Raw genomic sequence first — 14,793 nt, 5'->3', positions numbered from 1 at the left:
GCCGCAGCATCCGCGCTGACGACCCGTCGCCCGACGACCCCTCAGGAAGAGGTGACGCGGTAGACGTCGTAGACGGCGTCGATGCGGCGCACGGCGTTCAGCACGCGGTCGAGGTGAACGGTGTCGCCCATCTCGAAGACGAACTTGCTGAGCGCCAGTCGGTCGTTCGTCGTCGAGACGGTCGCCGACAGGATGTTCACGTGGTGCTCGCTGAGCACCCGCGTGACGTCGCTCAGCAGGCCCGAGCGATCGAGGGCCTCGACCTGGATCTGCACGAGGAAGACGCTCTTGGTGGTCGGCGCCCACTCGACATCGATGAGACGATCGGGCTCCTCTTTCAGCGCCTTGACGTTCGTGCAGTCGCCGCGGTGGACCGAGACGCCGCTGCCGCGCGTGACGAACCCGACGATCTCGTCACCGGGCACGGGCGTGCAGCACTTCGCGAGCTTCACCAGGATGTCGGGCGCCCCGCGCACGAGCACGCCGGAGTCGCCGCCACGCGGGGCACGACTGCGCCCGACGGGAATGTCGATCGGGCCGGTGTTGGTCTCTTCGACGCTGACGAGAGCGGTGACCTTCTCGATCACCGACTGCGTGGAGACGTGTCCCTCGCCGACCGCGGCGTACAGCGCCGAGACATCCTCGTAGTGGAAGAGTCGAGCGACCTCGGTGAAGGAGTCCTGGCTCATCAGCCGCTGCAGCGGCAGGTTCTGCCGGCGCATAGCGCGGGCGATGGAGTCCTTGCCCTGCTCGATCGCCTCTTCGCGGCGCTCCTTGGTGAACCAGCCGCGGATCTTGTTGCGCGCACGCGTGCTCTTGACGAAGCCGAGCCAGTCCTGACTGGGCCCGGCGTCGGGGTTCTTCGACGTGAAGACCTCGACCACGTCGCCGCTCTGCAGCGTCGACTCCAGCGGAACGAGACGCCCGTTGACCTTGGCCCCCATCGTGCGGTGACCGATCTCGGTGTGCACGGCGTAGGCGAAGTCGACCGGCGTCGCACCGGTGGGAAGGCCGATGACGCGCCCCTTCGGCGTGAACACGTAGACCTCTTTGGCGCCGATCTCGAAACGCAGGGAGTCGAGGAACTCCCCGGGGTCGGCGGTCTCGGCTTGCCAGTCGGAGATGTGGGCGATCCACGCCATGTCGGCGTCGACGGACTTGGCATCCGCCTTTCCGCCCGCCATCCGCTCCTTGTACTTCCAGTGCGCCGCCACACCGAACTCGGCCTGCTGGTGCATCTCGTGCGTGCGGATCTGGATCTCCACCGTGCGACCGCCCGGGCCGATGACCGTGGTGTGCAGCGACTGGTAGAGGTTGAACTTCGGGGTGGCGATGTAGTCCTTGAAACGGCCGGGGAGCGGCGTCCAGCGCGCATGGATCGCACCGAGCACCGCATAGCAGTCGCGCACGGTGCCGACGAGGATGCGGATGCCGATGAGGTCGTAGATGTCGTCGAACTCGCGGCCGCGGACGACCATCTTCTGATAAACGGAATACAGCTGCTTCGGCCGACCCATGACGCGGCCGCGGACGCGGAGCTCGCGCAGATCGGCGTCGACGGCGTCGATGACGTTCTGCACGTACTGCTCGCGCTGGGGGGTGCGTTGCTTGACCAGACTCTCGATCTCGGCGTAGAGCTTGGGATGCATCACGGCGAACGACAGGTCTTCGAGCTCGCTCTTGATGGCCTGGATGCCGAGGCGGTGCGCGAGGGGGGCGTAGATCTCGAGCGTCTCGGTGGCCTTCTTCGCCGCCTTGTGCGGGGGGACGAACCCCCATGTGCGGGCGTTGTGCAGACGGTCGGCGAGTTTGATGAGCAGGACGCGGATGTCTTTCGACATCGCCACGATCATCTTCCGTACGGTCTCGGCCTGGGCGCTGTCACCGTACTTGACCCGGTCGAGCTTGGTGACGCCATCGACGAGCATGGCCACTTCGTCGCCGAAGTCGGCGGCCAACTCGTCAAGCGGGTAGCCGGTGTCTTCGACCATGTCATGCAGCAGCGCGGCGGCGATGGCCTTCGGGCCGAGACCGAGCTCGGCGAGGATCTGGGCGACGGCGAGCGGATGGGTGATATACGGCTCACCGCTCTGACGCTTCTGGCCGTCGTGCGCCTTGTCGGCGACGGCGTAGGCGCGCTCGATGATGGCGAGGTCGCCCTTGGGGTGGTGCGTGCGGACGGTGCGCAGCAGCTTGTCGACGTCGTCGCGGCGCGCGGCACGCGAGAAGATCCGCGGAACGAGGCGGCGCAGCGAGGACGGCGGCGGCGCGGCGGAAGCGGTCTCGGTCATCTCCAACCCTCCCCTACGGCCAGTCGATCAAGTCTATGCCTAGACAGGTGGGGCCCCGGCTCACGCCGGGGCCCCACCTGTGATCGCTCCACGCGTCCGGTCAGGCCGGGACGCCCGCCTTCTCGCGCGCGGCGCGCACGCGCGCATCACGTTGCGCGACGGGCTGCTCCTTCTCGCGCAGGAGCGCGTACATCGGGACCGCGACGAACAGCGTCGAGTAGGCCGCGACGATCGTGCCGACGAAGATCGACAGCGAGATGTCGCTCAGAGTGCGCGCACCGAGCGGCACGCCGATGAAGAGAATCGCACCCACCGGCAGAATCGCGACCACGGTGGTGTTGATCGAGCGGATCAGGGTCTGGTTGGCGGCGAGGTTGACCGACTCCGCGAACGTGCGGCCGGAGATCTCGCCGTCTTCTCGGGTGTTCTCACGCACCTTGTCGAAGACGACGGTGGTGTCGTAAAGCGCGTAGGAGAGGATCGTGAGGAAGCCGATGACGGCCGCCGGCGAGATCTCGAATCCGAACACCGCATACACGCCGATGGTGATGATGAGCACGTCGACGAGACCGATGATCGCCGCGACCGACATCTTCCACGTGCGGAAGTAGATCGCCAGGATGAGGAACGTCAACGCGAGGAAGATCGACAGACCCCACAACGACTGCCGGGTGACGTCGTTGCCCCAGGTCGGACCGATGAACGAGTTCGTGATCTCCGACGTCGGCACGTCGTAAGCGGTGGCCAGGGCGGCCGACACCGCCTGCGCCTCATCGTTGTCGAGCTGGTCGGTCTGCACGCGCACGGCCTGATCGTTGATCGTCGAGACGCGCGTGGTGGCACCCGGGAGCACGGACGCGACGGCATCGGTTGCGAGCGCCTGATCGAGGGATGCCGGGTTCGAGACCGTGAACTGGGCACCGCCGGTGAACTCGATGGAGAACTGCACGGGGCGGAACAGCGGCACGAGGGCCGCGCCGATGACCAGCACCGCGGCGATGATGAACCACAGGCGTCGACGCTGCACGAACGGGAACGAGGTCTTCCCGGAGTAGAGGTCGTTACCGAGCTGCGACATGGAGCGCATCAGTTGTCTCCCTCCTTCGTGGAGCGGCTATCGCCGCGGCCGGCGGCGGCGAGCTCCGCCTGCTTGCGTTCCGCGATGGTCTGGCGACGCTGCGCCTCCCCGCGGGAGCGCTGGGCGCGCGGAGCGTCGACGACCGGCGCACGGAACTGCGCACGACCGCGATAGACCGCACCGAGCGCGTTGGGGTCCATGCCCGAGAGCGGATGACCGGAGCCGAAGAACCGCGTGCGGGCGAGCAGCTGCATCACGGGGTGCGTGAACAGGATGAAGATCAGGATGTCGATCGCGGTCGTGAGGCCCAGCGTGAACGCGAAGCCCTTCACCGTGGCATCCGCGAGGATGTACAGCACGACGGCGGCGAGGATGTTGATCGACTTCGAGATGTAGATCGTGCGCTTCGCGCGAGCCCAGCCGTCTTCGACGGCCGCGGTGATCGACTTACCGTCGCGCAGCTCGTCTCGGATGCGTTCGAAGTAGACGATGAAGGAGTCGGCGGTGAAGCCGATCGTCACGATCAGACCGGCGACACCGGCGAGCGAGAGCCGGAAGCCCGCTCGCCACGCCAGGATGCACAACGCGACGTACGTCAACACCGCCATCACGCCGAGCGATGCGATGATCACGGTGCCGAGGGCGCGGTAGACGATCAGCGAATAGATCGCGACGAGGCCCAGACCGATGAGACCGGCGATGAAGCCGACCTGCAGCTGCTGCGAACCGAGGGTCGCCGAGACGGTGTCGGAGCTGACGACCGTGAAGCTGAGCGGAAGGGCGCCGTACTTCAACTGGTCGGCGAGGGCCTTCGACGACTCCTGGGTGAAGCTGCCGGTGATGCTCGGGCGACCGTCGAGGATGGTGCCCTGCATGACGGGTGCCGACAGCACGGAGCCGTCCAGCACGAACGCGAACTGGTTCAGCGGCGGCTGCAGCGCGACGAGGCGTTGGCTGATCTCGCCGAACTTCTGGGTGCCCTGGTCGTTGAAGACGAGGTTGACGGCCCAGCGCCCCGTGTTCTGCTCCTGGCCGTTGGTGGCGTCGGAGATGTCGGTGCCGTTGAGCTCGACGGGGCCGAGGATGTACTTCTGCCCGTCCTCGATGCCGCACGTGATCATCGGCTGGTCGGCCGGCGCCTCGGAGGGGTTGGACGGCGGATTGGCGCAGTCGTAGGCGAGGAACTCCGCCTGCAGCGCGGGCGTGATGTACGCCGGGTCGCTCGCATTGGTCGGAGAGGCGGTCGGCGTCGACGGCAGCGCGGGATCGGGCGACGGGTACGGCGTGGAGTTGCCGTCTTCGCCGACGAACGAGGTGGCCTGCGCGCCCGTGAAGAGCACCGGGCGCAGCTGCAGCTGCGCCGAGCTCTGGATGCGCTCGCGCGTGGCCTCGTCGGCCTGACCGGGAATCTGCACGACGATGTTGCGACCGCCCTCGGTCGCGACATCGGTCTCACCGACGCCGGAGGCGTCGACGCGCTGGCGGATGATCGTCACGGCCTGCTGCAGCTGTTCGCTGTCGGGGGCTGCGCCGTCGGTGGTCTGGGCCTGCAGGATGATCTGCGTTCCACCCTGGAGGTCCAGGGCGAGATCGGGGGTCCAGGAACTGGCGTTGAATACGTGCACACCCAGGGCGTTGATGCCGAAGAGCACGCCGGTGATGGCGAGCAATCCGGTCAACACGCGCCAGGCATGACGGACAGGGGTCGAGGGCGCCACGGAATCGGCTTTCTGTGCGGCGGTGAACGGAAAGAAAGGGAATCAGACCGCGGGGCGGTCCTTGTCGTCGCGCTCCGGGTCGGCGGCGTTCTGACGGGCGGCCCGCTGGTCGTCGCTGATCGAGCTGATACCGCCGTCGGCGACGCCGGCGACGTACTCGGCCTCGGTCTCTTCGGCCTCGATGAACTCGTCTTCGGTGACGACTCCCTCGACGGGGTCGACGATGCGCAGCACGGCCTGGCTGTGGACCTTGATGACGATGCCGGGGGCGATCTCGACCAGTGCGGGCTTGTCGAGGTCTTCGCCGTCGTATTCGACGATGGTGCCGTAGAGGCCACCCTGCAGCAGCACCTCGGCGCCGGGAACGGTCTCGCGGGCCTTCTTCTCCTGCTCGGCCTTCTGCTTCTTCATGCGGCGGCGGGAGCTCACGAACATGAAGACGAGCAGACCAGCCAGCAGAATCAGAAGGGGAAAGCTATCCATGGAGGCGGTGCACCTTTCAGATCAGGCGCGCCGTGCGGCACTGCCTTGCGAGGGTCGGGGAATCCCCCGCCGAGTATAGGTCATACGCCCTGGCTGAACCGGAGCAGGCCGTCGGGGTGAGGTGCGCCGAGGTGGTCGTAGGCCTCGGGGGTGGCGACACGACCACGTGGCGTTCGCCCCATGAATCCGATGCGCACGAGGTACGGCTCCACGACGGACTCGATGGTCTCGGCCTCCTCCCCGACCGTGACGGCGAGGGTGCTCAGGCCCACCGGCCCCCCACGGAACCGGCGCACCAAGGCGTCGAGCACCGCACGGTCGAGGCGGTCGAGACCGATCGCGTCGACGTCGTACAGGTCGAGCGCCGCGTTGACCGTGCGAACGTCGGCATGTCCGTCTCCGGCCCCCGCCGAAGGGCCGTGGACCACGAGGTAATCGCGGACGCGGCGCAGGAGGCGGTTGGCGATGCGGGGCGTGCCCCGCGAACGACGGGCGATCTCGGAGCGCGCGGCGCCCGGCAGACCCACGTCGAGCATGGACGCCGAGCGCGACACGACCTGCTCGAGCTCTTCCGGCTCGTAGTACTCGAGATGGGCGGTGAAGCCGAAGCGATCACGGAGTGGATTGGGCAGGAGCCCCGCGCGTGTCGTGGCGCCCACGAGGGTGAACGGGGCGAGGTCGAGGGGAATGCTGGTGGCACCGGCGCCTTTGCCGACCATGATGTCGATGCGGAAGTCTTCCATCGCGAGGTACAGCATCTCTTCGGCGGAGCGCGCCATACGGTGGATCTCGTCGATGAACAGCACCTCACCCGGCGTGAGCGACGACAGCAGGGCCGCCAGATCACCCGCGTGCTGGATCGCGGGTCCGCTCGACAGACGGAGCGGGCGACCGCTCTCGTGCGCGACGATCATCGCGAGCGTCGTCTTGCCGAGGCCGGGAGGACCCGACAGCAGGATGTGATCGGGTGAGCGCTGCTGGATGCGCGCGGCGTCGAGCAGCAGCTGCAGCTGGCCACGCACCTTGTGCTGACCGACGAACTCGGCCAGCGAGACGGGCCGCAGAGCCCCCTCGATCGCGAGCTCGGTCTCATCGTCGGGTGTGCCGGCGTCGCGGACGTCAGCCACCCACGGTCTCCTTGCGTGCGGGCCCGAGCAGAGCGAGCGTCAGCCGGAGCAGCGCCTGTACCGACGAACGATCGGCGTCGGAGGCGTTCTCTGCGACGGATGCCACGGCCTCGGCCGCCGTGCGCTCGGTCCACCCCAGGCCGACGAGGGCCTGCGTCACCTGCATCGGCACCTGCCCGTGTGCGGCGACCGCCGCGGGCGCGGTGACGGGGATGACGGCGAGCTTGCCGGCGAGCTGCACGACGATGAGTTTCGCGGTCTTCGGGCCGATGCCCGACACCCGGCGGAACGGGGCGTCGTCGTCGTCGGCCACGGCCTGGGCGATCTGCGGCACGGTGAGCGATGACAGCACCCCGAGCGCGGATTTCGGGCCGACTCCCGTCACGCTGATGAGCTGCGTGAAGACGGTCAGCTCTTCGCGACTCTCGAATCCGTACAGCGACAGGGCGTCTTCGCGCACGATGAGGTTGGTGTGCAGGTGCACCTCGGAACCGACGTGCACCGTGCGGGCGAACTGCGCGGTGACGGCGACGGAGAAACCGACGCCCCCCACCACGACGACCAGCGAGTCGTCGGCGACATGAGCCGCCGTGCCGTGCAACGAAGAGATCATGCGGCCAGCTTACGCGCCGCTTCGTACATGTGTTCGAGCGACACGAGCCTGTGGAGAACGCCGCTTCTCGGCATCCCGCCACGCACGCTGTGCGGGGGTGAGAGCGGACTCGGGCGATGCCGGTGCCGGTCCCCCGCGCCAGGCGTGACACAGCGCGATCGCCAGAGCGTCGGCGGCGTCCGCGGGCTCGGGCAGTGTCTGAAGGCGCAGCACTCGCGCGACCATGGTCTGCACCTGCAGCTTGTCGGCGGAGCCGTAACCGGTGATCGCCGCCTTGACCTCGCTGGGGGTGTGGGTCGCGGCCGGGATGCCGTGCTCGGCGGCGAGCAGCAGGGCGATCCCGCTGGCCTGGGCCGTTCCCATCACCGAGTGACGGTTGTTCTGCGCGAAGACGCGCTCAACGGCGACGACCGACGGGTCATGGTCGTCGAGCACCGCGCGGATGCCCGCGGCGATGGTCGCGAGGCGCTTCTCGATCGGGTCGGCCGTCGACGAACGGACCACGCCCACATGCACGAGCGAGGCCGCGCGGTTCGACGAGACGTCGACGACGCCCACGCCGCAGCGGGTCAGGCCGGGGTCGATGCCGAGCACGCGCAGGGAACGGGACACGGCCCCCACGCTAAGCGCAGGAGCCGTGTCGAGACGAAGGGCGCGCCCTCACTCGTCGTTCTCGAGCTCGGCCTGCACCTCGGCGGTGAGGTCGAAGTTCGTGTAGACGTTCTGCACGTCGTCGCTGTCTTCGAGCGCGTCGATCAGGCGGAAGACCTTGCGGGCGGTGTCGGCGTCGACCTCCACCTTCAGCGAGGGGACGAACTCGACGTCGGCGGAGTCGTACTCGATGCCGGCATCTTGCAGCGCGCTGCGCACCGACACGAGGTCGGAGGCCTCGGTGATGACGCCGAAGCCGTCGCCGTGCGGCTCGACCTCTTCGGCGCCGGCCTCGAGCACGGCGAGCATGACGTCGTCTTCGCTGGTCCCCTCGGACGGGACCACGATGACGCCCTTGCGGCTGAAGTTGTATGCCACGCTGCCGGGGTCGGCGAGGGTGCCGCCGTTACGGCTGAGAGCGGTGCGCACCTCGGCCGCCGCGCGGTTCTTGTTGTCGGTCAGACACTCGATGAGGAATGCCACGCCGTTGGGGCCGTAGCCCTCGTACATGATCGAGGCGTACTCGACCGCTTCGCCGCCGATACCCGCTCCGCGCTTGATCGCGCGGTCGATGTTGTCTTTGGGGACCGAGGTCTTCTTGGCCTTGAGCACGGCGTCGAAGAGGGTCGGGTTGCCCTGCAGGTCGGCGCCGCCGAGCTTGGCCGCGACCTCGATGTTCTTGATGAGCTTGGCCCACGACTTGGCGCGGCGGGCATCGACGACCGCCTTCTTGTGCTTGGTCGTGGCCCATTTGGAGTGTCCGGACATAGCTTCCAGTCTAGGACGCGGGCGCGTCGACACCGCTCCGCGCGTGCACGTGCGCGAGGAAGCGCTGATGGAAGCGCGTCTCGCCGGTCGATTCGGGGTGGAACGCCGTGCCGAGCAGCGCGCCCTGCTCGATCGCGACGACGCGCCCATCGGGAAGGGATGCCAGGGGCTCGGCGTCCGGCCCCCACTCCACCACCGCGGGCGCGCGGATGAAGATGGCGTGCACGGGCGGGTCGCCGAGGGCGGGGACGTCGAGGTCGGTCTCGAACGAGGCGGTCTGGCTACCGAACACGTTGCGGGCGACGCGGGCGTCGAGTCCGCCGAAGGTCTGCTGGCCCGCGATGGCGCCGTCGATGCGGTCGGCGAGCAGGATGAGCCCCGCGCACGTGCCGTACATCGGCATGCCGTCGGCGATCGCGGCGCGGATCGGGTGGAACAGACCGAACGCGCGCGCGAGCTTGTCGATCGCGCTCGACTCGCCGCCGGGCAGCACGAGGCCCTCCACGGCGGCGAGCTCCTCGGGCCGACGCACGGGTCGCGCGTCGGCACCGAGGGCGGTCAGGACCGCGAGGTGCTCGCGGACGTCGCCCTGCAGGGCGAGGACGCCGACGGGCGCCTTACCAGCCACGCTCGGCGAGGCGGTGCGGCGCGGGCAGGTCGGCGACGTTGATGCCCACCATGGCCTCGCCGAGACCGCGGGATGCCTCGGCGATGACCTTGGGGTCGTCGTGGAAGGTGGTGGCCTTCACGATGGCCGCAGCGCGCTGCGCGGGGTTGCCCGATTTGAAGATGCCGGAGCCCACGAACACGCCGTCGGCGCCGAGCTGCATCATCATGGCGGCGTCGGCGGGGGTCGCCACGCCGCCGGCGGTGAAGAGCACGACGGGGAGGGTGCCGGTCTCGGCGATCTCGGCGACCAGGTCGTAGGGCGCCTGCAGCTCTTTCGCGGCGACGTACAGCTCGTCTTTGGTCTTGGCGCGCAGGGCGTTGATCTCGCCGCGGATGGTGCGGATGTGCTTGGTCGCCTCCGACACGTCGCCGGTACCGGCTTCACCCTTGGAGCGGATCATCGCCGCGCCCTCGGTGATGCGGCGCAGAGCCTCGCCGAGGTTGGTGGCGCCACACACGAACGGCACGGTGAAGTCGTACTTGTCGATGTGGTTGACGTAATCGGCCGGCGAGAGCACCTCGGATTCGTCGATGTAATCGACACCGAGCTCCTGAAGCACCTGCGCCTCGACGAAGTGGCCGATGCGAGCCTTGGCCATGACCGGGATCGAGACCGTCGCGATGATGTCGTCGATGAGGTCGGGGTCGCTCATGCGGGCGACGCCGCCCTGCGCACGGATGTCGGCGGGGACGCGCTCGAGCGCCATGACGGCGACCGCGCCCGCGTCTTCGGCGATGCGCGCCTGCTCGGCGGTGACGACGTCCATGATGACGCCGCCCTTGAGCATCTCGGCCAGGCCGCGCTTGACGCGGGCGGTTCCGGTGTCGGTCATGTCCACTCCATTCCGCACCCGGGGGGGCGCGAGGTTCCGCGCTTCGGGGCGCGATTCATTGGCTTAGGCCAAACCGTAGCATGGCTCAGGACATAAGCTGGAAGCACGCGGGAGGGGGCGTATGAGCATCGACATGACCGGCAGCTCGGCATCCGGGATCGCCGCCGCCCTACGCACCCGCATCGAGCGCGGCGAACTCGCCCCCGGCACCCTGCTGCCCTCGGTGCGCGCCGTCGCCGTCGACCTGGGCGTCAATCGCAACACCGTCGTCGCCGCCTACCGACAGCTCGCGCAGGCGGGTCTGGTCGAGGCGCGCGGACGCGGCGGCACGCGGGTCGCCGACCGCGCCGAGGTCGCGCAAGAGGGCTACGCGCCCGACACCGTGCTGCGCGATGTCGGCACCGGCAATCCCGACCCCGCCCGCATCCCCGACCCCACGGCGGCGCTCGCCCGGTCGGCGCGCCCGGTGCTGTACGGCGAGCCCGTCATCGACCCCGGTCTCGAAGCGTGGGCACGGGCCTGGATGACGGATCAGCTCCCGCACGACGATGTGCGCATCACCGTCACCAGCGGCGCTAGCGATGCGATCGAGCGCCTGCTCGCTCAGGCCCTGCAGCGCGACGACGCGGTGGCGCTCGAAGATCCCTGCTTCCTCTCGGCCCTGCACACCGTGCGCACCGGTGGCTACCGTGCCGTCCCGGTCGACGTGGATGCCGAGGGGATGACCGCCGACGGCCTGCGCGCCGCCCTCGAGGCGGGCGTGCGCGCGGTGATCTGCACGCCGCGCGCCCACAACCCCACGGGCGCGAGTCTGACCGAGCGACGCGCCGCCGCTCTGCGCGCGGTCCTCGCCGAGTACCCGTACGTCCTCGTCATCGAAGACGACCACTTCTCGCTGCTGTCCCGATCGCCGTTGCACTCGGTCATCGGCCCGGCGCAGAAGCGGTGGGCGCGGATCCGGTCGATGTCGAAGTTCCTCGGACCCGACACCTGCCTCGCCGTCACGGCGTCCGATCCCGACACCGCCGACGGACTCGCCGTGCGGCTCACCCCCGGCACCACGTGGGTCAGCCACATCCTTCAGCGCCTCACGCTCGCGCTCGTCACCGACGACGGGGTGCGCGCCGACATCGAGGCGGCCGCGGAGCACTATGCCGCTCGCAACGCCGCATTCGCCCGGAGCCTCACGGAGCGGGGGCTGCCCACCACCCCGGGCGACGGGCTGAACCTGTGGGTGCAGCTGCCGGTGAGCGCAGCTTCCGTGCGCGACGACCTCATGCGCCGCGGCTGGCTGGTGCGCGAGGGCGATCCGTTCTTCCTCTCCCCCGCACCTGCCGGCGACTTCCTGCGCCTCACCGTGCACGACCTCGACGAGTCGTCGGCGACGGCGCTGGCCGATGACATCGCCGTCGCCGCGGGGACGCGTCGCCCCGACGCGCGAGGTGGAAGGATCGAGGCATGAAGGTTCTCTCGATTCAGTCCGCCGTCGCGTACGGACACGTCGGCAACTCCGCCGCCGTCTTCCCCCTCCAGCGCATCGGCGTCGAGGTTCTGCCCGTCTACACGGTCAACTTCTCCAATCACACCGGCTACGGCGCCTGGCGCGGCCCGTTGATCTCGCCCGACGACGTGGCCGCCGTCATCGCCGGAATCGAGGATCGCGGGGTCTTCCCGCAGATCGACGTGGTGCTGTCGGGCTACCAGGGCGGCGAGGGCATCGCCGACGTCATCATCGACACCGTCGCGCGGGTGAAGAGGGCGAATCCGGATGCCGTGTACGCGTGCGACCCCGTCATGGGAAATTCCAAGTCGGGCTGCTTCGTCGCGCCGGCCATTCCCGAGCTGCTTCGCGAGCGGGTCGTGCCGGTCGCCGACATCCTCACCCCCAACCAGTTCGAGCTCGGCTTCCTGACGGGCACGGAGCCCGGCAGCATCGCGTCCACCCTGGAGTCGGCGGACGCCCTCCGCGCGCGCGGCCCGCGCACCATCCTCGTCACCAGTGTCGAGCGTCCGGACCGCGAGGCCGACACGATCGAGATGATGGTCGTCGACGAAAACGGTGCGTGGATCGTGCAGACCCCGCTCATCCCCATGAAGGCCAACGGGTCGGGCGATGTCACCGCCGCCCTCTTCACCGCGCATTACCGCCGCAGCGGCGGCGACGCCGCCGATGCGCTCGCGCGCACGGCATCCAGTGTCTTCGACCTCCTGACCACCACCTACGAGTCGGGGTCGCGCGAGCTGCGACTCATCGAGTCGCAGGAGGCGTACGCGCACCCGCGCCTGCAGTTCTCGGTGCGCCAGGTCCGCTGACCGGATCCACGCCACAACGGACGATGCCGGCCCGCGGATGTGATCCGCGGACCGGCATCGACGCGCGGCGTGTCAGAGACCGTCGTGGTGCATCGCCTGCACGAGGCGCACGTTGCGGTCGAACGCGGTCTCACTGAACTCATTGGAGTAGTTCAGCCCGTAGGGCCACATGTGGCTGCCACCGCAGTTGATGCGCGCGTCCGGGCCGTCCCACGATCTCAGCAGCGGCAGCGCGGAGGGCCAGTCCTGCGCGTCGCACTTGCTCTGGAAGTGCCCGGCGGTGCCGACACCGACGGTGTGTGCGATCTCGTGCAGGGCCGTTCCCTCGACCATGTACGAGCGGTTGCTGCCGAAGCGCACGTCGCCGTTGATGCTCGCCTCGGCGGTGGGCACGCCGGGCGCGTAGTACACGTTCAGGTGTCTCCAGGTGTTGTTGAACTTGTTGTAGCGGGCGAGCGCGCGGTCCATCGCGTCGGTGATGCGGGCGTAGGCATCGAGCTCGTCGGCCGAGGGGTTCGACGACTTGTAGAGCGTGTAGGTCATCTTCGACACGTTCGGGTCAGTGAGGCGCCAGCGCTGGACGCCGGACCCGTTGCACGTGACCTGCGAGAGCAACCCGCCGTCGACGGGAGACGCGACGCTCTGAAGACAGAGGTTGTTGTACTTGTTGCGGATCTCGGTCCAGCCGCCGCCGACGTCGGTCAGCTGCCACTGCTGCACGTCGCCGCCCCAGCACGACCACTGGCGCACCTCCGACCCACTGGTGGTGGCGAAGTTGTAGTTGTCGAGGCAGAGGTTGCTGTACCGGTTCTTGATCTCGGCGTAGCCGTTGCCGAGATCGGTGACAGCCCACAGCTGGTTCTGGCCTTCGAGGCACGTCCACTGACGCACCTCGGCGCCGGGCTGGGTGTTGAAGGCGTAATCATCCATGCAGAGCGTGTTCTGCTGGTTGCGGATCTCCTGGTTCGCGCCCGTTCCGACCGGCGCGGTCGGTGCGGCGGAGGCAGGAGAAGCTGCACCGAAGAGGGTGAAGCCGAGGGCGATGGATGCCAGCAGCGCGCCGCACGCGCTCCATCCTCGACTCGTGATTCGGGACGTCGTCGTCCGGGACATTCGATTACCTTCCGTTGTGCCGGGGTCGCCAAGGCGACCCGGGGTGGGGGAACGCCGAGCGCCGCGGCAGGCGGAGCCGGCCGCTGACGCACGACGGCGCGTCGCCGAGCAGGGGGGGTGCTCGGCTGACCGGGCGGCCGTTTCCACGAGCCGCCGAGTCGTATCGTTCGCGGTGCGACAACTCCGGTGTTATCGCTCACACTCCGCTTGAATGCGATATTGCCGTCGCTTCACGGCCCTGTCAAGCGCTTTCTGTACTCCGTCGCGAAACGACCGACGGGGAGCGCTCTCCGCCATCACAATCACCCAGACGCTGGCTTTTCATCCATCTCCCCGCGACACGGAGACGCCGTCGGGCCCCATGCCTGCGCCACACGGCTCGAACGCCGTGACCACCTGCGGGAGCGGTCCCGGACTCTCAGGTCGTGTCGAGCTCTGCGTGACGCCTACGCGAACGCCGTCAGCCGCTGCGGGCCTCCGCGACCACGCACCGCCGAGCCCCCGGCGCGAACACCGCCGACTCCCCCCGGCCCCCGCGACCGCGCGCCACACCTCACCCCGCACCCGCGCGAGCGCCGTCAGCTCCCCCAGGCCTCCGCGACCGTGCGCCGCACGTCGCCGAGCAGCTGCGGGAGCGCCTTCGTCTTGGCGATGATGGGGAAGAAGTTCGCGTCCGACGCCCACCGCGGCACGATGTGCTGGTGCAGATGCGCGTCGACCCCGGCCCCGGCGATCGCCCCCTGGTTCATCCCCAGGTTGAAACCGTCGCACCGTGACACGTCCCTGAGCACCCGCATGCCGCGCTGCGTGAGCGCGCCGATCTCGGCTACCTCTTCGTCCGTCGCCTGGTCGTAGGTGGCGATGTGACGGTAGGGGCAGACGAGCAGGTGCCCGGAGTTGTAGGGGAAGAGGTTCAGCAACACGTAGGCGGTCTTCCCGCGCGCGACGATCAACCCGTCCTCGTCGCTCTTATCGGGCGCCGCGCAGAAGGGGCAGTTCTTCTCCATGGGCTCGCGTCCCGCCGAGATGTACGCCATGCGATGGGGGGTCCACAGGCGCTGGAACTCGTCGGGCACGCCGGGCAGCGTCATCGCGTCGACGAGCTCGGCGTCGGTCGTCGCCGATCCGGACCCGCC

General features: G+C 68.8%; 14 protein-coding genes. 2 read left to right on the top strand and 12 right to left on the bottom strand.

From position 1 onward, the window contains the following. Positions 1-41 precede the first annotated feature (41 nt). The 10 genes from AS029_RS14025 to pdxS all read right to left on the bottom strand — a co-directional run bounded on the left by AS029_RS14025 (position 42) and on the right by pdxS (position 10,231). Complete coding sequence (locus AS029_RS14025; protein WP_058233212.1) at positions 42-2,291, bottom strand: RelA/SpoT family protein; 2,250 nt, start codon at positions 2,289-2,291, stop codon at positions 42-44. Positions 2,292-2,391: 100 nt separating this feature from the next. Then, the gene (gene secF / locus AS029_RS14020; protein WP_058233211.1) at positions 2,392-3,378 is read right to left on the bottom strand and encodes a protein translocase subunit SecF; all 987 of its coding nucleotides are present in this window, start codon (positions 3,376-3,378) and stop codon (positions 2,392-2,394) included. Continuing rightward, the gene (gene secD / locus AS029_RS14015) at positions 3,378-5,087 is read right to left on the bottom strand and encodes a protein translocase subunit SecD (RefSeq protein ID WP_058233210.1); all 1,710 of its coding nucleotides are present in this window, start codon (positions 5,085-5,087) and stop codon (positions 3,378-3,380) included. The genes secF and secD overlap by 1 nt, the downstream gene beginning before the upstream one ends. Positions 5,088-5,129: 42 nt before the next feature. Next, positions 5,130-5,570, bottom strand: a complete 441-nt coding sequence (locus tag AS029_RS14010; RefSeq protein ID WP_058233209.1) for a preprotein translocase subunit YajC — start codon at positions 5,568-5,570, stop codon at positions 5,130-5,132. An 80-nt stretch (positions 5,571-5,650) separates the two neighbouring features. After that, complete coding sequence (gene ruvB / locus AS029_RS14005; protein ID WP_058233208.1) at positions 5,651-6,697, bottom strand: Holliday junction branch migration DNA helicase RuvB; 1,047 nt, start codon at positions 6,695-6,697, stop codon at positions 5,651-5,653. Continuing rightward, positions 6,690-7,310 (bottom strand): Holliday junction branch migration protein RuvA, encoded by a 621-nt coding sequence (ruvA, locus tag AS029_RS14000; protein WP_058233207.1) that lies wholly within the window; start codon positions 7,308-7,310, stop codon positions 6,690-6,692. Before ruvA ends, ruvB begins: the two co-directional genes overlap by 8 nt. A gap of 9 nt (positions 7,311-7,319) precedes the next feature. Further along, a complete protein-coding gene (gene ruvC, locus AS029_RS13995) occupies positions 7,320-7,922 on the bottom strand; it encodes a crossover junction endodeoxyribonuclease RuvC (protein ID WP_058233206.1) in 603 nt (200 codons plus the stop codon). A 48-nt stretch (positions 7,923-7,970) separates the two neighbouring features. Further along, complete coding sequence (locus AS029_RS13990) at positions 7,971-8,729, bottom strand: YebC/PmpR family DNA-binding transcriptional regulator (protein WP_058233205.1); 759 nt, start codon at positions 8,727-8,729, stop codon at positions 7,971-7,973. Between the two features lie 10 nt (positions 8,730-8,739). Then, positions 8,740-9,357: a pyridoxal 5'-phosphate synthase glutaminase subunit PdxT gene (gene pdxT / locus AS029_RS13985; RefSeq protein WP_058233204.1), complete on the bottom strand. Its 618-nt coding sequence runs from the start codon at positions 9,355-9,357 to the stop codon at positions 8,740-8,742. Then, positions 9,347-10,231, bottom strand: coding sequence for a pyridoxal 5'-phosphate synthase lyase subunit PdxS (gene pdxS / locus AS029_RS13980; RefSeq protein ID WP_058233272.1), 885 nt, complete (start codon positions 10,229-10,231; stop codon positions 9,347-9,349). The genes pdxT and pdxS overlap by 11 nt, the downstream gene beginning before the upstream one ends. 121 nt (positions 10,232-10,352) lie before the next feature. Here pdxS and AS029_RS13975 point away from each other — a divergent pair, with 121 nt between their 5' ends. Next, on the top strand, positions 10,353-11,693 hold the full coding sequence (locus AS029_RS13975) for an aminotransferase class I/II-fold pyridoxal phosphate-dependent enzyme (RefSeq protein WP_058233203.1): 1,341 nt from the start codon (positions 10,353-10,355) through the stop codon (positions 11,691-11,693). Then, positions 11,690-12,544 (top strand): pyridoxal kinase PdxY, encoded by an 855-nt coding sequence (gene pdxY, locus AS029_RS13970; RefSeq protein ID WP_058233202.1) that lies wholly within the window; start codon positions 11,690-11,692, stop codon positions 12,542-12,544. Before AS029_RS13975 ends, pdxY begins: the two co-directional genes overlap by 4 nt. Positions 12,545-12,616: 72 nt before the next feature. Here the strand turns inward: pdxY and AS029_RS13965 are convergent, their stop codons facing one another. Continuing rightward, positions 12,617-13,657 (bottom strand): RICIN domain-containing protein, encoded by a 1,041-nt coding sequence (locus AS029_RS13965; protein ID WP_058233201.1) that lies wholly within the window; start codon positions 13,655-13,657, stop codon positions 12,617-12,619. Positions 13,658-14,235: 578 nt separating this feature from the next. Continuing rightward, positions 14,236-14,748 carry an HIT family protein gene (locus AS029_RS13960; RefSeq protein ID WP_058233271.1) on the bottom strand — a complete coding sequence of 171 codons (513 nt, stop codon included), beginning with the start codon at positions 14,746-14,748 and terminating at the stop codon, positions 14,236-14,238. Positions 14,749-14,793 lie beyond the last annotated feature (45 nt).

The organism is Microbacterium enclense (genome assembly GCF_001456955.1).
Lineage (GTDB): Bacteria > Actinomycetota > Actinomycetes > Actinomycetales > Microbacteriaceae > Microbacterium > Microbacterium enclense.
This window is presented reverse-complemented; position numbering and strand designations above follow the sequence as displayed.